Genomic DNA, 26,109 nt, shown 5'->3' with positions numbered 1-26,109 from the left:
TCGAAAAGAGAATGCTCTGGATCCCCGCCTTCGCGGGGATGACGCAAGAACGCGACGGATCAGAGGAGTGGGTTCGATGGGAACGATGGAGCGCATCCTGCGCCTGATGGCCGACAAGAAGGCCTCGGACGTGTACCTGTCCGCGCACGCGCCGGCGATGATCAAGATCAACGGCCAGACGCTGCCGATCAACAACCAGCTGCTGCCCCCGGACGCCACGCGTGCGCTGCTGGCCGAAGTGCTGCCCGCGCACCGCATGGAGGAACTCGATGCGACCGGCGAGCTGAACATGGCCTACGCCGTGGAAGACGCCGGCAACTACCGCTTCTCCGCGATGCGCCAGCGCGGCACCATCGCCGCCGTGATCCGCTACATCGCCAGCGACATCCCGCCGCTGGCGACCCTGCAGGTGCCGATGATCCTGGCCGACCTGATCCTGGAAAAGCGCGGCCTGATGCTGATGGTGGGCTCCACCGGCGCCGGCAAGAGCACCACGCTCGCGGCCATGATCGACCACCGCAACGAGACGATGACGGGCCACATCCTCACCATCGAGGACCCGGTCGAATTCATCTTCCGCAACAAGAAGTCGGTGGTGAACCAGCGCGAGGTGGGCAGCGACACGCAGTCGCTGCAGACCGCGCTGAAGAACGCGCTGCGGCAGGCACCCGACGTGATCCTGATCGGCGAGATCCGCGACCGCGAGACCATGTCCGCCGCGATCGCCTATGCGCAGTCGGGCCACCTGTGCCTGGCGACCATGCACGCCAACAACAGCTACCAGGCGCTGAACCGCATCCTGTCCTTCTACCCCGTCGAAGTGCGCCCCACCATGCTGGGCGACCTGGCCGCGGCGCTCAAGGCCATCGTGTCGCAGCGCCTGCTGCGCACGGTGTCCGGCGGCCGGGCCCCGGCGGTGGAGGTGATGCTCAACACGAAGCTCGTCTCCGAACTGATCGAGAAGGGCGACTTCTCCGGCGTGAAGGAGGCGATGGAGAAGTCCATGGCAGAGGGCTCGCAGACCTTCGAGCAGGACATCGCTCGCCTGATCCTCGACGGCATCGTCGACAAGAAGGAAGGCCTGGCCTACGCCGACTCGCCGACCAACCTGCAATGGCGGCTGCAGAACACGCAGACCGAGCAGGCCAAGACGCTCGGCAACGACGGCGACAGCCCGGAAGACCTGGACGACGAGCCGTCGTTCACGGAGATCACGCTGGACGTGAAGCACTGAGCTTCGCGGCCGGCCCTCGTCGGCGCTTGCGGTGCACCGTAGGCTGGCGGTGAGCCGCGCCAGCGCGCGAACCCCAGCGCTTCGCGGCGCTCGCGCATCGCTGGGGTTCCGGCGCTTCGCGCGTCACCCCAGCCTACGTCATCCCGCCAGCGGCCAAGGCAAGCACCGGCCACCGAATAGACTACGCCGATGTCCAGAGTCCTGCACCTGGCTGAGCAACTGATTGCCCAGCCTTCCGTCACGCCCGAAGACGGGCAATGCCAGCCCCTCATCGAAGCCCGCCTGAAACCCCTCGGCTTCGCCTGCGAAACCATCGTCAGCGGCCCGGACCACTTCCGCGTGCGCAACCTCTGGGCCAAGCGTCCCGGCAAGACCGGCCGCACCCTGGTCTTCGCGGGCCACACCGACGTCGTGCCGACCGGCCCCCTGGACCAGTGGAAGTCCGACCCCTTCGTGCCCAGCCACCGCCAGGGCAACCTCTACGGCCGCGGCGCGGCCGACATGAAGACCTCGATCGCAGCCTTCACCGTGGCGGTGGAGGAATTCCTGGCGCGCCGGCCGGATCCCGAGCTGGGCATCGCCTTCCTGCTCACGAGCGACGAGGAAGGGCCCAGCGTCGACGGCACGGTCGTCGTTTGCGAGAAGCTGCGCGAGCGCGGCGAGAAGCTCGATTTCTGCATCGTCGGCGAGCCTACTTCGGTGGAGAAACTGGGCGACATGATCAAGAACGGCCGCCGCGGCAGCCTCTCCGGCAAGCTCGCCGTCAAGGGCATCCAGGCCCACATCGCCTATCCGCAGCTCGGGAAGAACCCGATCCACATGGCGCTGCCGGCGCTGGCGGAACTGGCGGCGACGGAATGGGACCGCGGCAACGACTTCTTCCCGCCCACCAGCTGGCAGATCAGCAACATCCACGGCGGCACCGGCGCCGGCAACATCATCCCGAGCTCGGTGGTGATCGACTTCAACTTCCGCTTCGCCTCCGTCAGCAGCGCGGAGGACCTGCAGCGGCGCGTGCACGCGATCCTGGACCGCCACCAGGTCGACTACGAACTGGCCTGGGTGGTCGGCGGCCAGCCCTTCCTGACCACGCCGGGCGAACTGGTCGGCGCCGTGCAGGCGGCGATCCGCGACGTGGCCGGCATCGAGACCGAGCTCTCGACCACCGGCGGCACCAGCGACGGCCGCTTCATCTCGCGCATCTGCCCGCAGGTGATCGAGTTCGGGCCGATCAACGCCAGCATCCACAAGATCGACGAACACGTGCGCGTGGCGGACCTGGAACCGCTGAAGGACATCTACCGCGGCGTGCTCGAGCACCTGGACCGCCCGTGAAGCTGCTCCCCCTGGTGGAACGGCTGGCCTCCGAACTGGAAGCCGCGGGCGTCGCCTTCGGCCACGGCACGACCAACGCCTTCGACGAAGCGGCCTGGCTGGTGCTGTGGAAGCTCGGGCTGCCGCTCGATGCGCTGGACGAACACGCGCAGCGCGAGTTGCAGGCCGGCGAGGAACGGGCGGCGCGCGCGCTGGTGCAGGAGCGCATCGCCACCCGCAAGCCGGCGGCGTATCTCACCCGCGAGGCCTGGCTGCAGGGGGTGCCTTTCTACGTCGACGAGCGCGCGATCGTGCCGCGCAGCTTCATCGCCGAACTGCTGGCCGACGGCAGCATCGACGGGTGGCTCAGCGACCGCACGCGGCGCGTGCTGGACCTGTGCACCGGCAACGGCTCGCTCGCGGTGCTGACCGCGATGGCGTACCCGGAGGTGGAAGTCGATGCGGCCGACCTCTCGGCCCAGGCGCTGGAAGTGGCGCGCATCAATGTCGACAGGCACGGGCTGGCCGGACGCATCCGCCTGCTCGAATCCGATGGCCTGGCCGCCCTGCGCGGTCCGTACGACCTGATCCTGTGCAACCCGCCCTACGTGAACGCGCAGAGCATGGCGGCCCTGCCCCCCGAATACCGCGCCGAGCCCGGGCTGGCGCTGGCCGGCGGCGCCGACGGCATGGATTTCGTGCGCGCGCTGCTGCGCGACGCGCCTTTGCGCATGTCGGATCACGCGGTGCTGGTGCTGGAGATCGGCAACGAGCGGGCGCATTTCGAGGCCGCCTTCCCGCGCCTGGAAGCCGTGTGGCTGGAAACCAGCGCCGGCGACGACCAGGTGCTGCTGCTCACGAAGGAAGCGCTGCTCCCATGATCCAGCTGCGCAACGTGACCTTGCGCCGCGGCGCCAAGGTGCTGCTCGATGGTGTGACCGTCACCATCAATCCCGGCGAGAAGGTGGGCCTCGTGGGCCGCAACGGCGCCGGCAAGTCGACGCTGTTCGGGCTGCTCAATGGCAGCCTGCACGAGGATGCGGGCGACTTCTCGATGCCGCCGCAGTGGCAGCTCGCGCAGGTCGCCCAGGACATGCCGGACAGCGAGGAGCCGGCCACGGCCTTCGTCCTGGGCGGCGACACCCGGCTGGTGACGCTGCGCGAGGAACTGGCGGCGGCCGAGACGAGCGGCGACGGCCTGGCCATCGCGCATGCGCACTCGGACCTCGCCGACGCCGGGGCGCACGACGCGGTGCCGCGGGCGCAGGCGCTGATCCTGGGCCTGGGCTTCCGGCCCGACGAACTCGATCGGCCCGTGAACAGCTTCTCCGGCGGCTGGCGCATGCGCCTGCAGCTCGCCCGGGCGCTGATGTGCCCGTCGGACCTGCTGCTGCTGGACGAACCCACCAACCACCTGGACCTCGATGCCCTGGTCTGGCTGGAAGGCTGGCTGCAACGCTATGCCGGCACGCTGGTGGTGATCAGCCACGACCGCGAGTTCCTCGACGCGGTGACCAGCGTGACCCTGCACATCGAGAAGCAGCAGCTCACGCGCTACGGCAGCAACTACAGCGGCTTCGAGCTGCTGCGCGCGCAGCAGCTCGAACTGCAGCAGTCCGCGTATTCGCGCCAGCAGGACAAGATCGCGCACCTGCAGAAGTTCATCGACCGCTTCAAGGCCAAGGCCACCAAGGCCAAGCAGGCGCAGAGCCGCGTCAAGGCGCTGGAGCGCATGGAGAAGATCGCCCCGGTGCTCGCCGACGCGGAGTTCACCTTCGAGTTCAAGGAGCCGCAGAACCTGCCGAACCCGATGCTGGCGATCCAGGATGGCGCGTTCGGGTATTTGCCCTCACCCCTGCCCTCCCCCGCAGGGGGGAGAGGGAGTGGATTGCACCCTCTCCCGCTTGCGGGAGAGGGCGGGGGTGAGGGCCTCCCCGCGCCCAAGGTCATCCTGCGCAACGTCAACCGCTCCGTCCTCGCCGGCCAGCGCATCGGCATCCTCGGTGCCAACGGCCAGGGCAAGTCCACGCTGGTCAAGACGATCGCGCGCACCATGCCGCCGCTGGCCGGCCGCGTGACCGAAGGCAAGGGCCTCAGCATCGGCTACTTCGCGCAGCAGGAACTCGACGTGCTGCGCCCGCAGGACACGCCGCTGGAGCACATGGTGCGGCTGGCGCGCGAACTCGCCGCCGCGACCAACCAGTCCGACCGCGAGCAGGACCTGCGCAACTACCTCGGCCAGTTCCTCTTCACCGGCGACATGGTGCAGCAGGCCGTGGGCACCATGAGCGGCGGCGAGAAGGCGCGCCTGGTGCTGGCCATGCTGGTGTGGCAGCGCCCCAACCTGCTGCTGCTCGACGAGCCAACCAACCACCTGGACCTGAACACCCGCGAGGCGCTCTCGGTGGCGCTGAACGAATTCGAAGGCACGGTGATGCTGGTGAGCCATGACCGGGCCCTGCTGCGTTCCGTCTGCGACGAGTTCTGGCTGGTCGGCCGCGGTGTCGTCGCGCCCTTCGACGGCGATCTCGACGACTACCAGAAGTACCTGCTGGAGGAAGCGCGGCGCCTGCGCGAGCAGGTGGCCGCCGGACTGGCAGCCAGTGCGTCCACGGGCAACGAGCCGCGCGTCACGCCCCAGGAGCAGCGCAAGGCCCAGGCCCTGCAGCGCCAGCAGCTCGCCACGCGGCTGAAGCCCCTGAAGAAGGAGCTGGAACAGGCCGAGCGGCGCATGGCGGCGCTCGAGAGCGAGAAGGGCGAGCTCGAAGCGCGCCTCTCGGGCGCCCTGCCGCCGGCGGAAATCGCCGACGCGGGGCGGCGCCTGAAGGCCGTGGGCGACGAGCTCGCCACGCTGGAAGAACGCTGGCTCGAACTCTCGGGCGAGATCGAGGCCGCCGAAGCGGCCAGCACGGGCTGAACATGGCCAGCGCACTGCAGCTCGCGGGCGGCGACCCGGCCCTGCTGGTCGCGGTGAAGCGCGCCCGCAAGCTGCTGAACCGGCGCGCCCTCGCCGGCGCCGCCGCCAGCGCGGTGCCGATTCCGGGCGTCGACTGGCTCGTGGACGCCGCCTTGCTGTCCAAGCTGATCCCGGCCATCAACGCCGAATTCGGCCTCACGCCGGAGCACATCGCGGCGCTGCCGCAGCGCAAGCGCGAGCAGGTGGAAAAGGCGGTGAGCGTGGTCGGCTCGATGGTGATCGGCAAGTTCATCACCCGCGACCTCGTGATCCGCGCAGCGGCCGCCGCCGGCCGGCGCCTGACGGTGAAGCAGGCGACCAAGTACGTCCCCATCGCGGGCCAGGCGATCTCCGCCCTGATCGGCTACGCGGCGATCCGCTACCTGGGCGAGGAGCACATCCGCGACTGCGTGCAGGTGTGCCGGCAGGCCCAGCTGCAGCTGCCATCAGCGCCCGGCTGACAGCGACTCGCTCGCCGCACCTATCGGGGGCGCAGCACGGTCGCGTTCCAATCCGCTCATGCAAGTCTCCGACGTACTCGGCTACCTCGCCGCCACCCTGACCACCGTCTCCTTCGTGCCGCAGGCCTGGCGGACCTTCCGCACCAAGGACGTGAGCGGCATCTCCCTGAAGATGTACACGCTGTTCACGCTGGGGGTGGCCGTGTGGCTGGCCTACGGCATCGTGCTGGGCGAGGTGCCCATGATGATCGCCAACAGCACCACCCTGCTGCTGGCGATCCCGGTGCTCGTCATGCGCATCAAGTACGGGCGCAAGCAGCGCAAGACCCCGGCGCCCGGCCCGCAGCAGGGCCGGCGCGAGGACAAGTCCCGCATGGCCCGTGCGTAGGGCGATGCGCGGACGGACGCAACGCTAGCGCGTCGGCGCCGGCGCCACGCTGCCCGGCCGCGCCGGCGTGGCCGTGCCCGCTTGCGTGGGCGTTGCGCCCGCCGCCGCACCGGCCTGGCTCAGCACGCGCGAATTCACCACCTGCCCGGCGCGATCGAGCGTCAGCTCCAGCACGGAGCCGCCGGCATCGCGGACCTGCCGCACCACCTGGCCGGCGGTGTTGGTGGTCTCGCGCAGCACCGGCAGGTCGAGTGCGCGACCCACGGTGCGCGACGACAGCACGTTGCCCGCCTGGTCGACGGTGCGCTCCAGCAGGTTGCCGGCCGTGTCCACCGTGCGCGTGACGGTCTGCCCCAGGGTGTTGACCGTCTGCGAGACCACGCCACCGGGTTGCAGCGCCGTGTTGGCCACGCCGCCGACCGTGCCCACGGTGTTGTCCACCGTCTGCAGCAGCCGCTCGACCAGCTGCGGGTTCTTGTCCAGCGTGTCGAGCGTCTTGGTGATGATCTCCCGCACGTTCTCGAGGCGCACGATCAGCAGCACGCTGGCCTTGACGCCCTTGATGTCGAGGTTGACCTTGTCGATGCTCGCATCCACCCCGGCGCTGATCTTCACCAGGCTGGCGACGCGCGCATCCAGCGACACGTGCGCCTGCAGGTTCTGCACGTCCAGCTTGATCTCGTCGACGGAGAGGTTGGGAATGTCCAGCAGCACGTCGGGCTGGTCCGCCCCGCCGACCGGATCCGCCGGCCGGAAGCGGCTGGTCTGGTCGTTGCGCTGCGCGCGCGGAACGTTGCGCTGGACCTGCGTGGTGATCGAGGTCTGCCGGTCGCCCCGCACCGTGGGCGCGGTGTTGGTGGAACCTGCGGTCTGCGCCTGGGCCGCAGTGGCCGCGAGCAGGAGGAACACCGCGGCGGCCGCGGCGCAGGGAACGTTGGCTTTCAATTTCTTCATCATTTCGTCTTCTCCAGAGATTGCGTTACACCCCGGGAGGATTGTTGATGCAGCGCAAACGCGGACCTGTCGGACAAGAGCGCGGCGCCGCGGCTGGCGCGATAAAGCAGGCCGGCGCTGCGCGCGACACACGCCGTTCGGCGAAGATGGGAGTCGAGCATCAGGAAGGCAGGCATGTCCAGACTCAGCCACGGCGAGCGGGAGTTCGTGTCCGGCTCGGGCAAGCCGTCGGCGCGTCCGCCGCAGCCCACCACGGCCCCCGTTCCGCCGCCGCGCGGCGCCGGGCTGCGCGAGATCGATGCCCGGCGGCTCGCAGCGCCGCTGCCGTTGCTCGAAGCCCTGCGCGCGCTGCGCACGCTGCCGGCCGGCGAAGAGCTGCGCGTGATCACCGGCTACCTGGGCTCGCTGGGCGAATTCCAGGCCCTCGCCAAGTACGACCTGAGCTTCGAGCTGGTGTCGCAGGAGGCCGAGGGCGAGAAGTTCGTGCACCTGCTGCGCAAGCGGCGCTGAGGGCGAGCGCCCCCACCCCGACCTTCCCCCAGAGAGGGAGGGGGTCTCAAGAGGACGGCGCAGACTCCTGGACGCCGGCTGCCCGCCGCGGAACGATCAGCATGTCGCAGCCGGCCCGCTCCAGCATCGCGCTGGTCGTGCTTCCGAGCAGCATGTCTTCCAGCAGCGAGTCGCCCTGCTTGCCGACCGCCACCAGATCGGGCTGCAGGTGCTCGATGGCCCGGACGGCTTCCACGCGCACGTCCCCCGGCACCAGGCTCGTGCGCGCCCCCTCCGGCGCACCGACCGCATCCAGCGCCTGCTGCATCTGCGCGAGTGCGCGGGTCCGGATCTCCCGCCGATACGCGGCGATGTCGTCGTCGCTCACCCCGGCCAGCCGCAGCTTGCCTTCGAAGGGGATGTCGAAGGCATGCAGCAAGTGCACCTCCGCGCCGGGGGCGACCGCCAGCGCGGCCCGCAGCGCGGCCTGGGCCGCGGGGGAGAAATCGGTCAGGACCAGCGTGCGCGCGTAAGCCTGGTCCGGCGCACGCCGGACCACCAGCACCGGCCGGTCCGCGCTGCGGACCAGGCGATCCGCGAGTGTGGCCAGCGCCGCTTCGCGTCCTGCTTCGTCGCAGCGCCCGGCCAGCACCACCAGGTCCGATGCGGCGCCCGCCTGGTGCACTTCGTCCAGGGCGCGCCCCTGGCGGACCAGCCGCTCGATGCGCACTCCCAGTTCCTGCTCGATCGGATCGGCCTGGGCATCGAGTTGCATCCTGGCCTGCTCGGCGATGGCCGCGCGCAGGTCGCGCCCCTTGTCGAACCACTCCCGCAGGGCCACCAGCCCGTCCGGCTCCACCACGTGCAGCAGGATCATCCGGCTGCCGCGTTCCGCCGCCAGGCGCGCCGCGCGCCGCGCCGCGTGCACGCTCGCGGACGAGAAGTCGGTGACAGCCAGGATGCTGCGATCGGCGTCCATGCCTTTTCTCCTCTGGTGCAACGGGCGGCGTGCCCGCGCCAGCCATTGGACCACGCTGCCAGCCATTCGTGGCAGCGCAGCACGCCCCCTCCGGGCTGGCGAAGACCCCGCAGCCCGCGCCGCACCCTAAACTCGCCCGATGTCGCCGTGGTGGCTCATCCTCCTGCCCCTGGGTGCCGGCGTGCTCGCAGCGCTGCTGCCCACGCGCGCGCGCAACCAGGAATCGCTGCTCGCCGGCGCCGTCATGCTCGCCGTGGCGATCGGCCTGGGGCTGGAATACCCGCGCATCGCGGCCGGCGAGGTGCTGCGCTCGGAGCTTGCGTGGCTGCCCAGCCTGGGCGTGAACCTGCTGCTGCGGGTGGACGGCTTCGCCTGGATGTTCGGCATGCTGGTGAGCGTGATCGGCGCGCTGGTCGTGCTCTATGCGCGCTACTACCTCTCGGCGGAGGACCCGGCGGCGCGCTTCTACTCGCTGCTGCTCGGGTTCATGGGCGCCATGCTGGGCGTGGTGCTCTCCGGCAACCTGGTGCAGCTGGTCGTGTTCTGGGAACTCACCAGCCTGTTCTCCTTCCTCCTGATCGGGTACTGGCACGATCGCAAGGATGCGCGGCGCGGCGCGCGCATCGCGTTCACGGTCACGGCCACCGGCGGGCTCGCCCTGCTCGCGGGGGTGCTGCTCCTGGGACACGTGGCGGGCAGCTACGAGCTGGATGTGGTGCTGGCCGCGGGCGGGAAGGTGCGGCACGATCCGCTGTACCTCACGGTCCTCGTGCTGGTCCTGCTGGGCGCGTTCACCAAGAGCGCGCAATTCCCCTTCCACTTCTGGCTGCCGCACGCGATGGCGGCGCCGACACCGGTCTCTGCCTACCTGCACTCGGCGACGATGGTGAAGATGGGGGTGTTCCTGCTGGCGCGCCTGTGGCCGGTGCTGGCCGGCACCGATCCCTGGTTCTACCTCGTTGGCGGCGCCGGACTGGTCACCCTGGTGCTGGGCGCCTACCTGGCGATGTTCCACAACGACCTGAAGGGCGTGCTCGCCTATTCCACCATCAGCCACCTGGGGCTGATCACGCTGCTGCTGGCCCTCGACAGCCCGCTGGCCGCGGTGGCGGCGGTGTTCCACATCATGAACCACGCCACCTTCAAGGCCTCGCTGTTCATGGCCGTGGGCGTGGTCGACCACGAAACCGGCACCCGCGACATGCGGCGCCTGCACGGCCTGTTCGCCGCCATGCCGCGCACCGGCACCCTGGCCATCATCGCGTGTGCCGCCATGGGCGGCGTTCCGCTGTTGAACGGCTTCCTGTCCAAGGAGATGTTCTTCGCCGAAACGGTGCTGGTGCAGTTCACGCCGGCGGTGGAGTTCGGGCTGCCGTTCGCGGCCACGCTCGCGAGCGTGTTCGCCGTCGTGTATTCGCTGCGCATCGGCCACCACGTGTTCTTCGGCGAGCCGACGCGCGCCACCCCGCGCGCGCCGCACGAGCCCGTGGCCTGGATGCGCCTGCCGATCGCCCTGCTGGTGCTCGCGTGCCTGGTGGTGGGCATCGTGCCGGAGCTTTCCATCGGCGGCATCCTGGAAGTCGCCGCGCGCCCGGTCACGGGCGGCACGCTGCCGGAGTACAGCCTGTCGGTCTGGCACGGCTTCAACGCCCCCTTCGTGATGAGCCTGGTCGCCCTCGCCGGCGGCGCCGGCCTGTACCTGCTGCTCGCGCGCCAGCGCCGGCTGGGCGGGCTGCAGTCCGCGCCCTTGATCGGGCGCCTGAACGGCAAGCGCGCGTTCGAGTCGCTGCTGGTGCTCGCGCTGGACACCGCCCGCCGCGTGCTGCGCCGCACGAGCAGCCGCCACCTGCAGCAGCAGGTGCTCTGCATGCTGGTGGTCGCGGGCGCGACGGCGCTGGTCTCGGCGCTGGTGGTGCCGCTCGAATGGGGGTCGCGGCCGCGCGTGCCCGCCACGCTGGACTTCGCGCTGCTCTGGCTGGTGGGCGGGGCCGCCGCGATCGGCGCCGCGCAGCAGGCGAAGGTGCAGCGGCTGTTCGCATTGATGCTGCTCGCGGTGGTCGGCATCGTGGTCTGCGTCACCTTCGCCTGGTTCTCCGCACCGGACCTCGCGCTGACGCAGATCGCCGTCGAAGCCGTGACGATGGTGTTCTTCCTGCTCGGATTGCGCTGGCTGCCCAAGCCGGCCCGGGACGACGAACCGCGCGGCGCCGCGCGAGCCCGCTGGCGGCGGCGGCGCGACCTGGTGCTCGCCGGAGCCACGGGCGCCGGGCTCGCCGCCGTCTCGTACGCGCTGCTCACGCGGACCGGGGCCCAGAGCATCTCGCCCTTCTACCTGGAAAAGGCGCTGCCCGAAGGCGGAGGCACGAACGTGGTGAACGTGATGCTGGTGGACTTCCGCGCCTTCGACACCCTGGGCGAGATCACCGTGCTGGCCGCCGTCGGCCTGACCGTCTTTGCGCTGCTGCGCCGCTTCCGTCCCCCGCGCGAAACGACCGTGCCGCCGCCGCAGCAGCGGCTCACGCCCCCCGGCGTCGGCATCGACCTCGCGAGGCTGCAGGACACCGGGGCGCAAGGGGATCCCGCCACGGGCTACCTGCTGGTGCCGGCGGTGCTGGTGCGGCTGATGCTCCCGATCTCCCTGGTCGTGGCTTTCCACCTGTTCCTGCGCGGGCACAACCTGCCGGGCGGCGGCTTCGTGGCCGGCCTCACCGTCGCCATCGCGCTGGTCGCGCAGTACGTCGTCGGCGGCACGCAGTGGGTGGAAGACCGCGTGAACCTGCACCTGCCCCTGCTGGCGGGCCTGGGCCTGCTGGGGGCGCTGGCCACCGGCCTCGGCTCGCTGGGCCTGGGCTATCCGCTGCTCACCACGCACACGGCGCATTTCACGCTGCCGGTGATCGGCGAGGTGCACGTCCCCAGCGCCGCTTTCTTCGACCTCGGCGTGTTCCTGGTCGTGCTCGGTTCCTCCTTGCTGCTGCTGACCGCGCTGGCGCACCAGACCCTGCGGGCACGCCGCCGCAGCCCGGGAACGGCGGCCTGATGGAAATCGTCATCGCCCTGGCCATCGGCGTGCTGACGAGCGCCGGCACCTGGCTGGTCCTGCGGCCGCGCACCTTCCAGGTCCTGGTCGGACTGTCGCTGCTGTCCTATGCGACCAACCTGTTCATCTTCAGCGTCGGCAGCCTGTCGCTGGCCAGCGAGCCGATCGTCCAGCCGGGGCTGGCGCCCGACCTGGTGCAGTACTCGGACCCGCTGCCGCAGTCGCTGGTGCTGACCGCGATCGTGATCGGCTTCGCAACCACGGCGCTGTTCCTGGTCGTCCTGCTCGCACTGCGCGGCCTGACGGACAGCGACCACGTCGACGGCGCGGAGGAGCCGCCATGAACGGCGGCCTCCCGGCGCTCGCGCATCTCGTGGTCGCGCCCGTGCTGCTGCCGCTGGCGACGGCGGCCCTGCTGCTGGTGGTGGGCGACCGCTGGCGGCGCGCCAAGGCCGGGATCAATGCCCTGTCGATGACGGCGAGCCTGCTGCTGGCCGCCTGGCTGCTCGCCGGCACCGCCGCGGGCACCGGCAACGTGGCGGTCTACCTTCCGGGCAACTGGCCGGTCCCGTTCGGCATCGTGCTGGTGCTGGACCCGCTGGCCGCGGGAATGCTGCTGCTGGCGGCCTGTGGCGGCCTCGCCGCGCTGCTGTTCTCGCTGGCCCGCTGGCATCGCGCCAGCGTGCATTTCCATTCGCTGCTGCAACTGCAGCTGATGGGCCTCAACGGCGCCTTCCTCACCGGCGACCTGTTCAACCTGTTCGTGTTCTTCGAGGTGCTGCTGGCCGCCTCCTACGGCCTGCTGCTGCATGGCGGCGGCGCGAGCCGGGTCCAGCCCGGGCTGCACTACATCGCCGTGAACCTGCTCGCCTCCTTCCTGTTCCTGATCGGCGTGGCCCTGCTCTATGGCGTGACCGGCACGCTGAGCATGGCGGACATCGCGCGCAAGCTGCCCCTCGTGCCCGCGGCAGACCGGGGCCTGCTGCACGCCGCGGCGGCCATCCTGGCCGTCGCCTTCCTGGCCAAGGCGGCCTTCTGGCCCCTCAACTTCTGGCTGCCGGCGGCCTATGCAGCCGCCAGTGCGCCCTCAGCGGCGATGTTCGCGGCGCTGACCAAGGTCGGCGTGTACGCGGTGCTGCGCCTATGGATGCTGTGCTTCCCCGAGACGGCGGGACCTTCGGCGCAATTCGGCGGCCCGCTGCTCGTCTGGGGCGGCCTCGCGACGCTGGCCTTCGGTTCGCTGGGCATGCTGCGCTCGCAGCAGATCGGGCGGCTGGCGGGCTACAGCATCATCGCTTCGTCCGGCACCGTCCTCGCGGCGACGGGGCTGGACCTGCCGGCGCTCACCGCGGGCGCCCTGTTCTACCTTGGCAGTTCCACGCTGGCGGCGGCCGCCCTGTTCCTGCTGGCCGAACTGGTGGAGCGCAGCCGCCAGGTCGAAGTCGATCCGCCGCTGCCCGACCTCGGCGAACGCCTGCCGCTGTTCGGCGAAGCGCCGCCGGCCGACATGAACCTGGACGACCGCCAACTGCCGCTGGTGGGTCGCGCCATTCCCGGTGCGCTCGCCTTCCTGGCGGCCAGTTTCCTGCTCTGCACCCTGGTCATCGCGGGCCTGCCGCCGCTTTCCGGCTTCGTCGGCAAGCTGGCCATGCTGCGGGCGATCGCGGCCGCACCCCCCGGCGCCGGCGCCCCGCTGCCCGCGGGCCTGCTGTTCGTGCTGCTGATCCTCTCGAGCCTCGCGGCCTCCATCGCGCTGATGCGGGCCTTCAGCGCCCATTTCTGGGCGGTGCAAGGCCGCGCGACGCCGGCGCTGCGGACCATCGAGGTGCTGCCCGTCACGCTGCTGCTCGCCGGCTGCGTGCTCCTCGCCGCCCGCGGCGAGCACGTCCTGCGCTTCACGGCGGCGGCCGCCGCGATGCTGCACACGCCGCAGGTGTACATCGACGCCGTCCTGCGGATGCAGCCGGTTGCGGCGCCGACGGGGGGGCGGCCGTGAGGCGCTGGATTCCGTCGCTGCCGCTGTTCGCCGGCTTGTGGGCCCTGTGGCTGCTGCTGAACGACTCGCTGGCACCGGCCCACCTCCTGCTCGGCCTCGCCCTCGCCCTGCTGGTTCCGCGCCTGGTGCTGGCGCTGCGGCCGCCCGGGCCGCGCGTGCGCCGGCCGCGCGTGCTGGTGCGCCTGGTCGCGCACGTGGGGGCGGACGTGGTGCAGTCGGCCCTGGAGGTCGGCGCGCGGATCCTGCGGGCCGGCGGGCGGGCGCCACGCGGTGCCTTCGTGAAGGTGCCGCTCGCCCTGCACGACGCGCACGGCCTGGCGGCGCTCGCGATGATCACGACCGTCGTTCCCGGAACCGTCTGGTGCGAACTCGCCGCCGACCGCAGCGAACTGCTGCTCCACGTCTTCGATCTCGAGGACGAGGCGGCCTTCATCGCCCACTACAAGGCACGCTACGAACACCCGCTGCGGGAGATCTTCGAATGAACCTGCTGGACCTGGCGATCACCGCGACGCTCGTGATGTACGGCCTCGCAAGCTGCATGGCGCTGGCGCGCCTGTTGCGCGGCCCGCGCGCGCAGGACCGGATGGTGGCGCTGGACTTCATCTCCGTCGTCGCCCTGCTCGCCATGCTGGTGCTGGCGATCCGCTACCGCAGCAGCAGCTACTTCGAGGCCGCGCTGCTGATGGCGCTGTTCGGATTCCTCAGTTCGACGGCGCTGGCGAAGTTCCTCCTGCGCGGCGAGGTGATCGAATGATCGTCGACCTGCTCGTCGCCTTGCTGCTGCTGGCCAGCGGCGTGCTGGTGCTGACGGCCGCCGTGGGCCTGTGGCGCCTGCCCGACTTCTTCCTGCGCATGCACGCCCCGGCGCTGGCCAGCACGCTGGGGAGCTGGGCGGTCGCCCTGGCTTCGGTGCTGCACCTGACGGCCAGCAGCGGGCGGCTGGCCCTGCATCACTGGATGATCATCATCGTGCTGTCGATCACCGCGCCGATCACCACCATGCTGCTCGCGCGCGCCGCGCTGTTCCGCAAGCGCGCGGGCGAGCGGCTGGCCAGCCGCCAGGACGCCCCATGACCCATCCGCCCCTCGTCTGGGAGCTGAGCGTCGCGCTGATCGTCGCGATGCTGCTCTTCGACTACTTCTTCCACATCCGCAAGGCGCACGTCCCCACCCTGCCGGAGGCAGCGCGCTGGTCCGCCGCCTACGTCGCGGTCGCGCTCCTGTTCGGTGGTGCGGTGTTCGCCTTCGGCGGCACCGAGCTGGGCATCCAGTACTTCGCGGGCTACCTGACGGAAAAGGCGCTGTCGATCGACAACGTCTTCGTGTTCCTGGTGATCCTCTCCAGCTTCAAGGTGCCGCGCGAGGACCAGCAGAAGGCGCTGCTGATCGGCATCGTGATCTCGCTGCTGGCCCGCGCGGGCTTCATCTTCGTCGGCGCCGCGCTGATCGAGCACTTCGCCTGGGTGTTCTACATCTTCGGCGTGATCCTGCTGCTGACCGCGGGCCACATGCTGGCCCCCGAGCGCCACGAGGACGACGAGGACAGCACCGTGCTGCGCCTGGCCCGGACCCTGCTGCCCACCACCGGCGGCTACGACGGCGACAAGCTGTTCACCATGGAGGATGGCAAGCGGCGCATGACGCCCATGGTGAGCGTCATCGTGGCGCTGGGGCTCACGGACATCGTGTTCGCGCTCGACTCCATCCCTGCCATCTTCGGGCTTACGGACGACGTCTTCATCGTCTTCACCGCCACCGCCTTCTCGCTCCTGGGCCTGCGGCAGCTGTTCTTCCTGGTCGAGGGGCTGCTCGAGCGGCTGCTGTACCTCTCCTACGGCTTGGCGACGATCCTCGCCTTCATCGGCGTGAAGCTGGTGCTCCATGCGCTGCACGAGAACAACGTGCCCTTCATCAACGACGGCGCGCCGGTCAACGTCATCGAGATCTCGCCGATGCAGTCGCTGGTGGTGATCGTGGCGATCCTCGCCGTGACCGTGCTGCTCTCGCTGCTCAGTCCGAGGGGCAAGGCCAGGAGCGCGGTGAGCCGGCTGCGGCACACCCTGGCCGCTTGGCAGGACCTGGATGCCGCCGGCGCCGCGGCGGAGGAGCGCGCTGCCGCCTATGCGAAGCTGGCCGACGCCGAACAGGCCGTGCGGGCGCTCCCCGAGGAGTATCGCGCCCTGATCCACGAACGGCAGACCCTGCGCGAAATGCTGGCCGATGCGCACGCGCGGCAGGCGGCGCAGGCGACCGGCGCCGGCCCCGGCACCGGGATCGATCCGGCCTCGCCGCGGCAGCCTGCCTCGAGCGGGGTCTGAGCCGAGCGTCCTCGCTTCGGCACTGCCGGCGAACGAAGACAATGCCTCCGATGCCGAACCAGGACCTCCTCCTGTCATGGCTCCACACGCTCGTGGAGGCCACCGCCAACGTCGCTTTCGCGCTCTCGGGCCTGCTGGCGGGCATCCGCAAGCGGCTCGACGTCGTGGGCCTGTGCGTGGTCATGGGGCTGGCGGCGTTCGGCGGCGGCACCTTGCGCGACGTGCTGCTCGATCGCAGGCCGTTCTTCTGGGTCGACCACCCGGTGTGGCTGTGGATCCTGATCGCCGCGGGCGTCGCCGCGATCTTCCTGCTGCGCTCCAGCCACTTCGAATTCACCGAGCGTGCGATCCAGTGGCCGGACGCCCTGGGACTGGGCCTGTTCGCGGCGAGCGGAACGCAGCTCGCGCTGGCGCAGCAACTGCCCGCGATCGTGGCCGTCCTCATGGGGGTGGTCAGCGCCACCTTCGGCGGCATCCTGCGCGACGTGGTCTGCAACGAGATCCCCACGGCGCTGCGTGACCGGCGGCCTTATGCCGTGTGCGCCTTCGTCGGCGGCTGGGTGTACGTGCTGGGCGTCCAGTTCACCTGGTCGCCCGGCGCGGCTTTCCTGCTGGCGGCGGCAACGGCGACCGGTACCCGGGTGGGGGCGCTGCTGAGCGGGTACGAACTGCCCTCGGGTCGGGACACCCGGTCGCACGAGTGAGCGCGCCGCGGCGCGAAGAGCGTCAATTCGGCTGCCCGTCCGCCGCCAGGCCCTTTGCGGTCCGCTGCGATGCGTCGCCGCGTCCGCGGGCGAGATAGCTGCGCGGGTGCATCTGGCGCAAGCTCACGCCAGCCTCGCCCGGAGCGAGGATGTCGCCGTCCTGGATCGCCTGCAGCGTTTCCGCGCGCACCTGCTCGCGCGTCTTGCCCGCCACCACAGCCCGCGCCGGGTAAGCCGACGGATGGAGCTGGTGGGCGCTGAGCCCGGACTCGCCGCCGGCCAGCAGGTCGCCGTTGCGGCGCGCCTGCTCCAGTTCCGCCCGCACTTCAGCGCGGGCCCTGCCGATCGCCGGCGCTGCTGCGGAATAGCGTTCCGGGTGCAGCTGCCGCTCGGTGAGCCCGGGCTCGCCCGGCGCGAGAAGCTCGCCATTGCGCCGGGCCTCGGCGATGGACTGCGCGCGCGTCGGGCCGTCCTCGGCTTGCGCGACGGAGGTCGCCGCCAGCAGGGCGAGCAGCGCGATGGAAAGTGTGCGTTTCATCGTGTCGTTCCTTCAGTAGGCAGGTACGGGAGCGGGATCGCAGGCGTGGCTCGCTGCTTCATTGCGCGTTGCGCGGCGTGCCGGCCAGGTACGGCAGCGCCTGCGCCGGCTTGTGGGCCGCCAGGTAGCCGGAGCCGCTGTCCTCGGCGTTCATCGCGGCCGCTGCGTCGCGGTTCGCGAGGAACTCGCCGACCACCTCGGCACGCGTGCGGCCGCTGCGGAAGGACGCGAGCTGGTCGTACTCGTCGGCCCAGGGGTCGACACCGTGTTGCCGGAAGGCGCGCAGTTCGGCCTGCACCTGCGCGCGGCTGACGGTGGATGCGGCGCGGGCGGCGAACTGGCCTGCCGGGTCCGGCGATTCAGCCCGGGCGGCGAGGCCGGCGAGCGACAGGGCGGCGGCGAGGATGAGGGCGGTGCGGTTCATGGTGATTTCCTTTGCGAGAACAAGTACGGGGGACGAGAAACGGGAGCGACGGGTCGGCGCTTACTGGCCGCTGGCCGGCGTGCCGGCGAGCAGCGAAGCGGCGACGCCATGCGCGCGGGCGGCCAGCCAGGCGGAGCCGCTGTCTTCGGCGGTCAGGGCGGCGGTCTCCTGCCGCGACTGCAGATAGTCGGCGCGCACCTGGGCGCGCGTGCGGCTGCTGCGCAAGGCGGCGAGCTGGTCGTAGTGCTGCGCCCACGGATCCACGCCGGCCTGCCGGAATTGCTGCAGTTGCGCGTTCACCTGCGCGCGGCTCGAGGTGGAGACGAAGGGCGTCGTTTCGACGGTGATGTCGTCGGCCAGGACGGAGGAAGCGGACGAGGCGGCGACGAGGGCGATGACGGCGGCGGCGATGGTGCGATGCATGGCGGCTTCCTTGGTTGGTGGCGTGGACACCGCGTCCACAGGGCAAATCATGGGTCACGTGCGTCTTGAATGGAACTGACGGTTTTGCACCGGAGTCATGCAGTGCATTCAATTCACGCCGGCTGCTCCAGAGTGACGCCGGCTTCTCCCCAACTGAGCGCATCCCATGCGCCTCGCGCGGCCGATCGCCACGCGCACGCCGACGCGCCGCGCCGCTACGCCGGCGAGGAGGCGGCAGGAGGCCGCCGTGCGGCCTCGCCCCACTGCGTGCGGTACTCGCTCGGGCCGACGCCGAGGCGACGCAGGAAGGCGCGGCGAAATGCATCGGTGTTGGCGTAGCCGATGTTGGCCGCCAGGCGCTTCAGCGGCAGCGCACTGCCTTGCATGAGCCGGCGGGCCTCGTCGATGCGCGCCTGCTCCACGAACTCCGCCGGCGTCATGCCGGTTTCGGCACGGAACACGCGGGCGAAGTTGCGCTCGCTCATTCCTGCGTGGGCGGCCAGCCTGGGAACCGACAGATCGGCATCCAGGTGCGCGAGCACATGGTCCTGCACCTGGCGGATGTTCGACCTGGCGGCGGTCTGGGCAGCGAGATACGCGCTGAACTGGCTCTGGCCGCCGGGGCGCTTGAGGAACATCACCAGCTCGCGCGCCACCCCGAGCGCCAGCTCGCGCCCGTGGTCCTCTTCCACCATGGCGAGCGCGAGGTCCATGCCGGCGCTGACCCCTGCGGACGTGTAGAGGTTGCCGTCCTTGACGTAGATCGCATCGGGTTCGACATTGGCCCGCGGGTGCCTGGCGGCGAGCCGCGCCACGGCGTTCCAGTGCGTGGCGGCGCGGCGGCCGTCCAGCAAGCCGGCACCGGCGAGCACGAACGCGCCGTTGCACACCGAGCCGATGCGGCGCACGGAACCGGCCTGCGCGCGCAACCAGTCGTGCAGTTGCGCGTCCGCTTCGACCGCCTCGATCCGCGGGCTGCCGGCCACCAGCAGCGTGTCGAGGCCGCCGGGATGGGTGGAGAAAGTCGCATCGACGGCGAGCCCCAGCCCGCAGCTGCTGCGCAGGACGCCCGCTTGCGTGCCGATCACCTCCACGCTGTAGGCCTGCGGATCGGCAAGCTGCCGCGCCGCCTCGGCGAAGACATCCGCCGGGCCGGCCACGTCGAGCAGCTGGACGCGCTCGAAGGCGAGGATCCCGATGCGCATGGGCGAGACCCGCCGCCCCCCTACCGCGCGAGGACGGCCTGCCGCGCGTTGCGCGAGCGGACGGGCGGGTCGGCCTCGAGCACCGCGCGCATCCGCGCCAGGGCCTCGGGCCAATAGCTGCGCATGCCGTCGAAGGCGGCGCGGCCGGTGGCAGATGCGAGATCGAGGCCCGTGTGCTCCATCACGAGCCGGGCGCCCGATCCCGCGGGCTGGATGCGCCAGGTGAGCGTCGTATCGAGAGTGCCGCGGGCGAACGCACAGGAAAGCAGCCGGCCAGGCTCTACCGCCAGGACCTGGAGCTCCTGCATGCCCCAGGGGCTGTACATGTCGAGGGTGAACAAAAGCAGGCGCGTCAACGCGATGAGGCCGGGTTCGATCACCCGGCGATGATGGTCCAGCACGGCCTTGCGTGGAACTGATCGTTCTGCAAGGCCGCCATGAACGCGCTTCAAGCCCCGAAGCGCTACGCTAGGCGATCGGCCTGCGCGACTGAACGAAGGGAATCCGCCGGCAGTCAGTCCGCGCAGCAGGCCAGCGCGCACAGCACGGCGATCGGCACGAGCAGCGCCCAGAACGAGCAGGCGAGCCAGGCGAGCCCGCCGCCGGCGCAGCCCATTGCGAAGCCGGCCACGGGCGCCAGGGTGCTCGCCATGCGCTGGCGGGCCTGCCGGCGGTCGGCGGCGAGCAGGCCTGCCGCCCCCATGCCCTCCAGCACCAGCTGCGTGACGTTGCCGGTCATCGCCGTCGTCGCCCCCGCGGAGCTGAGGGACAGGCGCGACTGCGCGTTCTGCACGCCCATGGCGAACGCGCCGGCGCAGGCGGCCAGCCAGGGGGACGCGCGCACGCCGGCCAGCAGGAAGCCCACCAGCGCCGCCACTTCGAACAGCAGCAGGAGGGACGCGGTCCCGCGCCGGATCGCATGGGTGCCGGCCGCACAGGCAACACCCGCGACGAAGGCGGGCAGCACCAGCAGCTTGACCGCCACGGCGCCGGCATCGCCGGCCAGGCCAGTGCCCAGGAGCACGAAGTTGCCGGTCACGTGGGCCGTGAACACCCCCTGCAGGCCGAGGAAGCCGAGCGTGTCGACCCAGCCCGCGATCGCGGCCAGCACGGCCCCGACCAGCAGCGGCGCCGCCGATGGCAGGCGAGCGGCCCGAGGCGCAACCCGGACCGTCTCGTCCTTCACCGGCTTCAGCCCCGGCCGATCCATTCCGCCGGCGCTTCGAAGCCGGCGAGCCGCACGAATTCGCTCACGTGCTGGCGCGGCAGGTTCATCTGGTTGACGCCCGCGCTGGTGTCGCCGAACCCCATCGACATGCCGCAGGCCGTCACCTCCTCGTCGGGCATCCCGAGGTGGGCGGCGATCAGCGAGTGGAAGCGCGCGAACGAGACCTGGGGGCACGTGTCGATGCCGCGCGAGCGCGCCGCGATCATCACGTTCTGCACGTACAGGCCGAGGTCGAGCCAGCTATGGCGGCCCAGGCGGGCGTCGATGCTGAAGATGAGCCCCACCGGGGCGCCGAAGAAAGTGAAGTTGCGCAGGCTCTGCCGCGCCCGGGCCTCGGCGTCCTTGCGGTCGATGCCCAGCGTGCCGTAGTAGCGCGCGGCGAAGTCGGCCTGGCGGTCGCAGAACACGGCGGGCAGCGGGTCGGGAAAGTGCGTCGGCGGCGGGAAGCTGCCGTCCTGGAAGGCCGTGACGAGCGCGTCGCCCAGGCGTCGCATGGGCGCACCCGTCACCACGTAGACGCGCCACGGCTGCGTGTTCGAGTTGCTGGGCGCCGAGGCGGCCGCCTGCAGGATCTCCAGCACCTGTTCGCGCGCGAGCGGCTCCGGCTTGTAGGCACGCACGGACCTGCGCGAGCGCAGCACCTGGTCGACGCATTGGCCGATGTCGGCCTGGGACCACGTCAGGGAAGTCATGTCCACTCCTTGTCCAGCATCTCGGCAAAGAAGGAATCACTCTTCGGAGCGGAAACCGGAAGCGCGCACCACCGGGCCCCAGGCCTCGCGCTCCCGCCGCACCAGCGCAGCGTAATCCTGCGGAGCCAGCGTGAAGGTGTCCAGCCCCACCTGCTCGAAGGCCGCCACCAGGGAGCCATCCTTGCTCGCGGCGACCAGCGCCTCGTGCAGGGCCGCGACGGTGGCCGGCGGCGTTCCGGGCGGCGCGAAGACACCGTACGTCTCGACGCCGCGGATGGCCGCAAGCCCCTGCTCCGCGAAGGTGGGCACGCCGGGCAGGAAGCGCGAACGCTTGTCGCCGGTCACGCCGAGGATCCTGGCCTTGCCCTGCTGCAGGTAGGGCAGGAAGTCGGCCACGAAGCCGAAGTAGGCCGGGATCTGGCCGCCCAGGAGGTCCTGCATGGCCGGCGCGGAGCCGCGGTAGCCGACGTGCTGCAGCTTCAGCTTGCGCGCTTCGGAGAACTGGTAGCCGAGGAAGTGCGCCATCGAGCCGGCGGCCGGCGATGCATAGATCCCCGCGCCGGGATTCGCGCGCAGCCAGCGCACGTAGTCGTCCAGCGTCTTCACGCGGTCGGCCGGCACCGCGCTGCTGACGGCGAAGGCACAGGTCGCGGAAACCAGCGGCGACACCGGCAGGAAGTCGGCGGCGGCGTCGTACATCAGCCGGCTGTAGACGTGCGGGTAGATGGTGAGTGCCGAGGTGTGCGTGCACAGCAGCGTGTTGCCGTCCGCGCGTTCGCGCTTGAGCTGGCTGTTGGCGATGCGTCCGGCGGCGCCGGCCCGGTTGTCGACGATGTACAGGCGCCCCTGCTTGCGCCAGGCCTCGGCGAGCTGGCGCGCGGTGGTGTCCAGCGTGCCCCCGGCCGGATAGCCGACCAGCAATTTTCCGGTCTGCGCCAGCGCGGGCAGCAGCCAGGCGGCGGCCGGGGCGGCGATGGCCAGGCGGGCGAAGCGGCGGCGTGAAAGTGTCTGCATGGGGTCCTCGTTTCGGTCGATGGCTCGGGATGCGCGTGATGATGGTCGCGGCCGGTGTTGAACGGAACTGATGTCTTTGCAAGAGCGAGTTGCACGCCGTTCAGTGCGTGGCGCCGTCTTCCGCGCCAGCCGCGACGGCTGCGCGCGGCAGCGGGAGGCGGGCTGCATCGGCACGCAGGTCGTCGGCGATCTCCACCGCCAGGCGCAGGCGGCGCAGCACCCACGGGGCCAGCCCCGCGTGCAGCTGCGGCGAAGGGAAGGCGGGCGGCGCCGGCTGGCCGGCTGCCGGCGCGAGCGCGGCCGCGATGGTGCGCGCCGCCTGCGCGAGCGGCGCCTGCAGCGGCGCCAGGTCCACCAGGTGGCGCCGGCGCAGCAGCATGGTCTTGGTGGCGGTGAGCTGCGCCAGCAGCTGGTAGCTGCGCGCGAGCACGCGCTGGAGTTCCGCCACCGGCGGCCGCACGGAGCGCGGTTCGGCCAGCGAACGCTGGACGGCCTGCGCCAGGGCGGACAGGCTGTCGAAGGCCTCCCGGCGCGCCAGCCGCCAGGCCAGTTCCGATGCGGTGCTGACGCCCTGCAGCTGGCCGAGCCGCAGCGCCAGCTGCGCGTGGCGCGCCTGTGCGGCCAGCGCGCGAGCGAGCAGCGCCGCGACCTGGGCGCGCTCCCACGAAGGCAGCACGTAGCTGAAGATCCAGGCGATGGCGACGCCCAGCAGCGTGTCCAGCAGGCGTTCGGCGACGTCGAAGACCGGCGCGCTGGCGCCGTTCAGGAGGTGGGACTGCAGCAGGGCCAGCACCGTGGCGGCCACCGCCGTCACCAGGTAGCGGCGCAGGACGAAGGCATGGGCGATCCCATGGGCCAGCGCGACGGCCAGCAGCAGCACGGGGGGCGGCACGTGCGCATAGAGCAACGTGCCCGCCACCACGCAGCCCAGGAGCGTGCCGGCCACGCGGCTGTCGCGACGTTCCAGGGTCTGCGACAGCGTTGCGCGCAGCACGAACGCGATCGTCATCAGGATCCAGGTCGCGTGCGACCCCCAGGGGATGGCGGCACCCACGACATAGCCGGTGCCGATGGCGAGCGCGGCCCGCACGCCATGGCGCAGCGGCGGCGCATCCCGGCGCCACAGGCCCGGCAACGGGCCCCAGCACCAGCCGGTCGGACTGACGAACAGCTGCCACGCCGTGCGTACCACCCGCGCGTCGGGCGCGCGCTCGCCCCGGGCGGCCAGCTCCAGTAGCCGCAGCACCTCGTCGTGCACATGGCCAACCCGGCGCGCCAGCGCGCGTGCCAGCAGGCCGGGCGATGGCGCGTGCAGGTCGGCGTCGCGAGGGTCCGGCGCCGCGGCAGCCGCAGCGGCAAGCGGCGGCCGCCGGCGGCCGATGCGCGCCGGGACGCGCCCGAGGCGCAAGGCGTCCGCGAGTTGCTCCACGTCGCCGGCGAGCGCCTGGATTTCCTGACCGAGCACCTGCAGCAGCTCGTCCTGCCCGGGCGCGTCACACAGCGCGTCCAGATCCAGTGCGGAGGTGACCAGGTGATCGCGCAGTTCGATGGCGTGCAGCAGCATGCCCGCGAGCTGCAGCCGCCGCGGCGCGGTCGGATCCTCGAGCAGGAGGTTGCGCGCCCCCTGCAGTTCGTCGGCCAGGCGCGCCTGCAGCCCGATCAGCCGGTCCGCCAGCGCGGTCGCCCGATGCACCTGGGGCGTCGCAGTGAACTGCAGGGCCTGCGCCCGCATCAGCGCAGCCACCCCCGCCAGCGCGTCGGCCAGCGTCAGCACGCGATAGCGGTGGTTCAGGAGCGCATTGGCTGCCGTGGCCCAGAAGATGTACAGCCACGCGCCGACACTGAATGCCAGCGTTTGACGCATCGCGGCGGCCGGCCCGGCGGCTGGCTGCGAAGCCAGCGCGAACAGGGCGGCGAAGACCAGCGAGGCGGCGATGGGCAGGCCCCGCTTGCCCCAGGCGGCGCACAGGAAGGCAAGGAATGTCGCGGCCATCAGCAGCGGGACGAGCACCGCCACCGTGTCGCGCAGGGACGCCACCGCGAAGAACAGTGGCGTGCCCAGCAGCACGGCCGGCAGGAAGTGCGTGAACTTGCCGCGACGGGGCGCCGGATGGTCCGGCGCCGTCACGACGATCACTCCGGCCATGGCGACGGCAGCGGCCTCGCCGCCGGCCAGCAGGTGCACCAGCGAGGAAATGAGCAGCAGCGCGGCTGCCGCGACCAGGCCATTGGTGACGTGCGCACTGAGGGCCGTGCGCAGGGCGGCGCGCAGGAACTCCCCGGCGCGCCGGCCCGCCTCGCGCATGGGTTCGACCGTCGCTGCCATCGCAAGCCCGCCGCGCACGCCGCTATGCGCTGCGCTCGCGCAGGCTGCCGCCATTCGCGAGGACGTTCACGTTCATGCTGCCGTCGTCAATGCCTGGCTGGAGACGGCGCGGCCCTGGAACCCGAGCATCCGGGCGAAGTCCTCGACGCGCTCGCGCGGCATGCGCACCTGGTTCACCGCCGCCGCGGGGTCGCCATAGCCCATCGACATGCCGAAGGCCGTGACCTCCTCCGGCGGCATCTGCAGTTGCGCGGCGATGGTGTCGTGGAAGGGAGCGAAGGACACCTGCGGGCAGGTGTCCACGCCGCGCGACTTCGCGGCGATCATCAGGTTCTGCGCGAACAGCCCGAGGTCGATCCAGCTGTGGGGCTTCAGCCGCCGGTCGATGCTGAAGATCAGGCCGACCGGTGCGCCGAAGAAGAACAGGTTGCGCTCGGCCTGGCGCGCGCGCGCCGGCGCGTCGTGCCGTTCGATGCCCAGCGATCCGTAGAGTCGGCCCCCGAAATCCTGCAGGCGGGTGCGGAACACGTCGGGCAAGGGGTCCGGGAAGTGCGCCGGAGGTGGCGCACTGCCGGAACGCGCGCTGGCCAGCAGCGCGTCGCCCAGTTCCTTCAGCGGCGCACCGGCCAGCACGTACACGCGCCAGGGCTGGATGTTGGCGCCGCTCGGCGCCGTGGAGGCCTCCGCGAGGATGTCGTGCACCAGCTCCCTGCCCAGCGGGTCGGGTCGGAACGCGCGCACCGCCTTGCGGGCGCGCAGCACGTTGCCCACGCAGCGGGCGATGTCGGCCTGCGGCCAGTCGAGCGCTCTCGTTCCCATGCTTCACTCCTGCGGCGCGGCGTTGTACGAGATGCGCCCCGACGGCAGGAAGAACAGCGCGATCACGGCGCCGCCCTTGGCCTCGGGATAGTGCTGGCTGCCCGGCGCCGGCGCCGTCCAGCCGCCTTCGCACCAGCCGTTGGGGCCGTTCAGCGCGGCGCCCGGCGTGACCGGGACGACCATGTTGAATTCGCCGTAGGGATGGCCGTGATACTGGCCGCGGTAGCGGTCGTCGGGCAGGCCCAGCCGGTTGCCGGTGCTGTCCATGTACACCGCCGTGATGCTGAAGAAGCGCGTGCGCTGCGAGGGTTCTGCCAGGCGGCTGCGGCGGTACACCGGGCCGTCGATCTCCACATTCGCGGCCCAGCCGTCCTGCACGCCCTTCTTCACCAGGCGGGCGAGCGTCTGGTACAGCTCGCTGCCGGGGCCGTACTTGCGGTTGAGCCAGCGTTCGACTTCCGTGCTGGTCGTCATGTCCTTCACTTCCTCGAGGAAGGGAACACAGTGGTCGATGAGGGCTTCGAGGTCCTGGTTCGCGGTGGCGGTGGTCATGGTTCTGGTGTCCTTCGGTGGCCGATCGGCTGGAAGCGATGATGGGCGAAGG

General features: G+C 71.1%; 29 protein-coding genes. 15 read left to right on the top strand and 14 right to left on the bottom strand.

The window, feature by feature from the left end; genetic code table 11:
* The first annotated feature begins 76 nt into the window (after positions 1–76).
* From JI746_RS20610 to JI746_RS20585, 6 genes are all read left to right on the top strand, one after another.
* Positions 77–1,234, top strand: coding sequence for a PilT/PilU family type 4a pilus ATPase (locus tag JI746_RS20610; protein WP_201692162.1), 1,158 nt, complete (start codon positions 77–79; stop codon positions 1,232–1,234).
* A 189-nt stretch (positions 1,235–1,423) separates the two neighbouring features.
* A complete protein-coding gene (gene dapE / locus JI746_RS20605; RefSeq protein ID WP_201692161.1) occupies positions 1,424–2,569 on the top strand; it encodes a succinyl-diaminopimelate desuccinylase in 1,146 nt (381 codons plus the stop codon).
* Positions 2,566–3,429, top strand: coding sequence for a 50S ribosomal protein L3 N(5)-glutamine methyltransferase (gene prmB / locus JI746_RS20600; RefSeq protein ID WP_201692160.1), 864 nt, complete (start codon positions 2,566–2,568; stop codon positions 3,427–3,429). The genes dapE and prmB overlap by 4 nt, the downstream gene beginning before the upstream one ends.
* Complete coding sequence (locus JI746_RS20595) at positions 3,426–5,465, top strand: ABC-F family ATP-binding cassette domain-containing protein (RefSeq protein WP_201692159.1); 2,040 nt, start codon at positions 3,426–3,428, stop codon at positions 5,463–5,465. The genes prmB and JI746_RS20595 overlap by 4 nt, the downstream gene beginning before the upstream one ends.
* A 2-nt stretch (positions 5,466–5,467) precedes the next feature.
* On the top strand, positions 5,468–5,965 hold the full coding sequence (locus tag JI746_RS20590) for a hypothetical protein (RefSeq protein ID WP_201692158.1): 498 nt from the start codon (positions 5,468–5,470) through the stop codon (positions 5,963–5,965).
* A gap of 58 nt (positions 5,966–6,023) precedes the next feature.
* Positions 6,024–6,353: a SemiSWEET transporter gene (locus tag JI746_RS20585; protein WP_201692157.1), complete on the top strand. Its 330-nt coding sequence runs from the start codon at positions 6,024–6,026 to the stop codon at positions 6,351–6,353.
* A 24-nt stretch (positions 6,354–6,377) separates the two neighbouring features.
* Here the strand turns inward: JI746_RS20585 and JI746_RS20580 are convergent, their stop codons facing one another.
* Positions 6,378–7,310 carry a hypothetical protein gene (locus tag JI746_RS20580; protein WP_201692156.1) on the bottom strand — a complete coding sequence of 311 codons (933 nt, stop codon included), beginning with the start codon at positions 7,308–7,310 and terminating at the stop codon, positions 6,378–6,380.
* The gene (locus JI746_RS20575) at positions 7,307–7,483 is read right to left on the bottom strand and encodes a hypothetical protein (RefSeq protein ID WP_201692155.1); all 177 of its coding nucleotides are present in this window, start codon (positions 7,481–7,483) and stop codon (positions 7,307–7,309) included. The genes JI746_RS20580 and JI746_RS20575 overlap by 4 nt, the downstream gene beginning before the upstream one ends.
* Between JI746_RS20575 and JI746_RS20570 the strand changes: the two genes are divergently transcribed.
* Positions 7,482–7,817, top strand: coding sequence for a sulfurtransferase TusA family protein (locus tag JI746_RS20570; protein ID WP_201692154.1), 336 nt, complete (start codon positions 7,482–7,484; stop codon positions 7,815–7,817). The genes JI746_RS20575 and JI746_RS20570 overlap by 2 nt on opposite strands.
* 46 nt (positions 7,818–7,863) lie before the next feature.
* Here the strand turns inward: JI746_RS20570 and JI746_RS20565 are convergent, their stop codons facing one another.
* Positions 7,864–8,775 carry a universal stress protein gene (locus JI746_RS20565; protein ID WP_201692153.1) on the bottom strand — a complete coding sequence of 304 codons (912 nt, stop codon included), beginning with the start codon at positions 8,773–8,775 and terminating at the stop codon, positions 7,864–7,866.
* Positions 8,776–8,914: 139 nt separating this feature from the next.
* Here JI746_RS20565 and JI746_RS20560 point away from each other — a divergent pair, with 139 nt between their 5' ends.
* Genes JI746_RS20560 through JI746_RS20525 form a run of 8 tightly spaced genes read left to right on the top strand, consistent with a single transcriptional unit; the run spans position 8,915 to position 16,836 of the window.
* On the top strand, positions 8,915–11,815 hold the full coding sequence (locus JI746_RS20560; protein WP_201692152.1) for a monovalent cation/H+ antiporter subunit A: 2,901 nt from the start codon (positions 8,915–8,917) through the stop codon (positions 11,813–11,815).
* Positions 11,815–12,159, top strand: coding sequence for a Na+/H+ antiporter subunit C (locus tag JI746_RS20555; protein ID WP_201692151.1), 345 nt, complete (start codon positions 11,815–11,817; stop codon positions 12,157–12,159). The genes JI746_RS20560 and JI746_RS20555 overlap by 1 nt, the downstream gene beginning before the upstream one ends.
* Positions 12,156–13,811: a monovalent cation/H+ antiporter subunit D gene (locus JI746_RS20550; RefSeq protein WP_201692150.1), complete on the top strand. Its 1,656-nt coding sequence runs from the start codon at positions 12,156–12,158 to the stop codon at positions 13,809–13,811. The genes JI746_RS20555 and JI746_RS20550 overlap by 4 nt, the downstream gene beginning before the upstream one ends.
* Complete coding sequence (locus JI746_RS20545; protein WP_201692149.1) at positions 13,808–14,296, top strand: Na+/H+ antiporter subunit E; 489 nt, start codon at positions 13,808–13,810, stop codon at positions 14,294–14,296. The genes JI746_RS20550 and JI746_RS20545 overlap by 4 nt, the downstream gene beginning before the upstream one ends.
* A complete protein-coding gene (locus JI746_RS20540) occupies positions 14,293–14,568 on the top strand; it encodes a K+/H+ antiporter subunit F (RefSeq protein ID WP_201692148.1) in 276 nt (91 codons plus the stop codon). Before JI746_RS20545 ends, JI746_RS20540 begins: the two co-directional genes overlap by 4 nt.
* Positions 14,565–14,888, top strand: a complete 324-nt coding sequence (gene mnhG / locus JI746_RS20535) for a monovalent cation/H(+) antiporter subunit G (protein WP_201692147.1) — start codon at positions 14,565–14,567, stop codon at positions 14,886–14,888. The genes JI746_RS20540 and mnhG overlap by 4 nt, the downstream gene beginning before the upstream one ends.
* Positions 14,885–16,132 (top strand): TerC family protein, encoded by a 1,248-nt coding sequence (locus tag JI746_RS20530; RefSeq protein ID WP_201692146.1) that lies wholly within the window; start codon positions 14,885–14,887, stop codon positions 16,130–16,132. The genes mnhG and JI746_RS20530 overlap by 4 nt, the downstream gene beginning before the upstream one ends.
* A 50-nt stretch (positions 16,133–16,182) precedes the next feature.
* Positions 16,183–16,836: a trimeric intracellular cation channel family protein gene (locus JI746_RS20525; protein ID WP_201692145.1), complete on the top strand. Its 654-nt coding sequence runs from the start codon at positions 16,183–16,185 to the stop codon at positions 16,834–16,836.
* 22 nt (positions 16,837–16,858) lie between these two features.
* Here the strand turns inward: JI746_RS20525 and JI746_RS20520 are convergent, their stop codons facing one another.
* The 11 genes from JI746_RS20520 to JI746_RS20470 form a co-directional block, all read right to left on the bottom strand.
* Positions 16,859–17,374 carry a DUF4148 domain-containing protein gene (locus JI746_RS20520; protein ID WP_201692144.1) on the bottom strand — a complete coding sequence of 172 codons (516 nt, stop codon included), beginning with the start codon at positions 17,372–17,374 and terminating at the stop codon, positions 16,859–16,861.
* Between the two features lie 58 nt (positions 17,375–17,432).
* Positions 17,433–17,798 carry a DUF4148 domain-containing protein gene (locus tag JI746_RS20515; RefSeq protein WP_201692143.1) on the bottom strand — a complete coding sequence of 122 codons (366 nt, stop codon included), beginning with the start codon at positions 17,796–17,798 and terminating at the stop codon, positions 17,433–17,435.
* A gap of 60 nt (positions 17,799–17,858) precedes the next feature.
* Complete coding sequence (locus JI746_RS20510; protein ID WP_201692142.1) at positions 17,859–18,221, bottom strand: DUF4148 domain-containing protein; 363 nt, start codon at positions 18,219–18,221, stop codon at positions 17,859–17,861.
* 215 nt (positions 18,222–18,436) lie between these two features.
* Positions 18,437–19,426 carry a GlxA family transcriptional regulator gene (locus JI746_RS20505; protein ID WP_201692141.1) on the bottom strand — a complete coding sequence of 330 codons (990 nt, stop codon included), beginning with the start codon at positions 19,424–19,426 and terminating at the stop codon, positions 18,437–18,439.
* Positions 19,427–19,446: 20 nt separating this feature from the next.
* A complete protein-coding gene (locus tag JI746_RS20500; protein WP_201692140.1) occupies positions 19,447–19,806 on the bottom strand; it encodes an SRPBCC family protein in 360 nt (119 codons plus the stop codon).
* Between the two features lie 134 nt (positions 19,807–19,940).
* A complete protein-coding gene (locus tag JI746_RS20495; protein ID WP_201692139.1) occupies positions 19,941–20,636 on the bottom strand; it encodes a YoaK family protein in 696 nt (231 codons plus the stop codon).
* On the bottom strand, positions 20,618–21,346 hold the full coding sequence (locus JI746_RS20490) for a nitroreductase family protein (protein ID WP_201692138.1): 729 nt from the start codon (positions 21,344–21,346) through the stop codon (positions 20,618–20,620). The genes JI746_RS20495 and JI746_RS20490 overlap by 19 nt, the downstream gene beginning before the upstream one ends.
* Before the next feature lie 36 nt (positions 21,347–21,382).
* Positions 21,383–22,360 (bottom strand): tripartite tricarboxylate transporter substrate-binding protein, encoded by a 978-nt coding sequence (locus JI746_RS20485; RefSeq protein ID WP_201692137.1) that lies wholly within the window; start codon positions 22,358–22,360, stop codon positions 21,383–21,385.
* 100 nt (positions 22,361–22,460) lie between these two features.
* Positions 22,461–24,686 (bottom strand): FUSC family protein, encoded by a 2,226-nt coding sequence (locus JI746_RS20480; RefSeq protein WP_236600009.1) that lies wholly within the window; start codon positions 24,684–24,686, stop codon positions 22,461–22,463.
* 72 nt (positions 24,687–24,758) lie between these two features.
* Complete coding sequence (locus JI746_RS20475) at positions 24,759–25,505, bottom strand: nitroreductase (RefSeq protein WP_201692136.1); 747 nt, start codon at positions 25,503–25,505, stop codon at positions 24,759–24,761.
* 3 nt (positions 25,506–25,508) lie between these two features.
* Positions 25,509–26,057, bottom strand: a complete 549-nt coding sequence (locus JI746_RS20470) for a 4-hydroxylaminobenzoate lyase (protein ID WP_201692135.1) — start codon at positions 26,055–26,057, stop codon at positions 25,509–25,511.
* Positions 26,058–26,109: the final 52 nt, after the last annotated feature.

The sequence above is a fragment of the Ramlibacter alkalitolerans genome (genome assembly GCF_016722765.1).
Lineage (GTDB): Bacteria > Pseudomonadota > Gammaproteobacteria > Burkholderiales > Burkholderiaceae_C > Ramlibacter > Ramlibacter alkalitolerans.
Note: the sequence above shows the minus strand (reverse complement) of the source record. Positions and strands in the feature narration are given on the sequence as shown.

What these genes read in the sequence shown, in the direction of transcription:
- JI746_RS20580 (WP_201692156.1), bottom strand. Translation starts at nt 7,310, where the DNA reads ATGATGAAGAAATTGAAAGCCAACGTTCCCTGCGCCGCGGCCGCCGCG.
- JI746_RS20570 (WP_201692154.1), top strand. Translation starts at nt 7,482, where the DNA reads ATGTCCAGACTCAGCCACGGCGAGCGGGAGTTCGTGTCCGGCTCGGGC.
- JI746_RS20565 (WP_201692153.1), bottom strand. Translation starts at nt 8,775, where the DNA reads ATGGACGCCGATCGCAGCATCCTGGCTGTCACCGACTTCTCGTCCGCG.
- JI746_RS20585 (WP_201692157.1), top strand. Translation starts at nt 6,024, where the DNA reads ATGCAAGTCTCCGACGTACTCGGCTACCTCGCCGCCACCCTGACCACC.
- JI746_RS20560 (WP_201692152.1), top strand. Translation starts at nt 8,915, where the DNA reads ATGTCGCCGTGGTGGCTCATCCTCCTGCCCCTGGGTGCCGGCGTGCTC.
- JI746_RS20555 (WP_201692151.1), top strand. Translation starts at nt 11,815, where the DNA reads ATGGAAATCGTCATCGCCCTGGCCATCGGCGTGCTGACGAGCGCCGGC.
- dapE (WP_201692161.1), top strand. Translation starts at nt 1,424, where the DNA reads ATGTCCAGAGTCCTGCACCTGGCTGAGCAACTGATTGCCCAGCCTTCC.
- JI746_RS20550 (WP_201692150.1), top strand. Translation starts at nt 12,156, where the DNA reads ATGAACGGCGGCCTCCCGGCGCTCGCGCATCTCGTGGTCGCGCCCGTG.
- JI746_RS20505 (WP_201692141.1), bottom strand. Translation starts at nt 19,426, where the DNA reads ATGCGCATCGGGATCCTCGCCTTCGAGCGCGTCCAGCTGCTCGACGTG.
- JI746_RS20515 (WP_201692143.1), bottom strand. Translation starts at nt 17,798, where the DNA reads ATGAACCGCACCGCCCTCATCCTCGCCGCCGCCCTGTCGCTCGCCGGC.
- JI746_RS20480 (WP_236600009.1), bottom strand. Translation starts at nt 24,686, where the DNA reads ATGGCAGCGACGGTCGAACCCATGCGCGAGGCGGGCCGGCGCGCCGGG.
- JI746_RS20510 (WP_201692142.1), bottom strand. Translation starts at nt 18,221, where the DNA reads ATGCATCGCACCATCGCCGCCGCCGTCATCGCCCTCGTCGCCGCCTCG.
- mnhG (WP_201692147.1), top strand. Translation starts at nt 14,565, where the DNA reads ATGATCGTCGACCTGCTCGTCGCCTTGCTGCTGCTGGCCAGCGGCGTG.
- JI746_RS20475 (WP_201692136.1), bottom strand. Translation starts at nt 25,505, where the DNA reads ATGGGAACGAGAGCGCTCGACTGGCCGCAGGCCGACATCGCCCGCTGC.
- JI746_RS20540 (WP_201692148.1), top strand. Translation starts at nt 14,293, where the DNA reads ATGAACCTGCTGGACCTGGCGATCACCGCGACGCTCGTGATGTACGGC.
- JI746_RS20525 (WP_201692145.1), top strand. Translation starts at nt 16,183, where the DNA reads ATGCCGAACCAGGACCTCCTCCTGTCATGGCTCCACACGCTCGTGGAG.
- JI746_RS20575 (WP_201692155.1), bottom strand. Translation starts at nt 7,483, where the DNA reads ATGCCTGCCTTCCTGATGCTCGACTCCCATCTTCGCCGAACGGCGTGT.
- JI746_RS20520 (WP_201692144.1), bottom strand. Translation starts at nt 17,374, where the DNA reads ATGAAACGCACACTTTCCATCGCGCTGCTCGCCCTGCTGGCGGCGACC.
- JI746_RS20595 (WP_201692159.1), top strand. Translation starts at nt 3,426, where the DNA reads ATGATCCAGCTGCGCAACGTGACCTTGCGCCGCGGCGCCAAGGTGCTG.
- JI746_RS20490 (WP_201692138.1), bottom strand. Translation starts at nt 21,346, where the DNA reads ATGACTTCCCTGACGTGGTCCCAGGCCGACATCGGCCAATGCGTCGAC.
- JI746_RS20495 (WP_201692139.1), bottom strand. Translation starts at nt 20,636, where the DNA reads ATGGATCGGCCGGGGCTGAAGCCGGTGAAGGACGAGACGGTCCGGGTT.
- JI746_RS20470 (WP_201692135.1), bottom strand. Translation starts at nt 26,057, where the DNA reads ATGACCACCGCCACCGCGAACCAGGACCTCGAAGCCCTCATCGACCAC.
- JI746_RS20610 (WP_201692162.1), top strand. Translation starts at nt 77, where the DNA reads ATGGGAACGATGGAGCGCATCCTGCGCCTGATGGCCGACAAGAAGGCC.
- JI746_RS20485 (WP_201692137.1), bottom strand. Translation starts at nt 22,360, where the DNA reads ATGCAGACACTTTCACGCCGCCGCTTCGCCCGCCTGGCCATCGCCGCC.
- JI746_RS20530 (WP_201692146.1), top strand. Translation starts at nt 14,885, where the DNA reads ATGACCCATCCGCCCCTCGTCTGGGAGCTGAGCGTCGCGCTGATCGTC.
- JI746_RS20590 (WP_201692158.1), top strand. Translation starts at nt 5,468, where the DNA reads ATGGCCAGCGCACTGCAGCTCGCGGGCGGCGACCCGGCCCTGCTGGTC.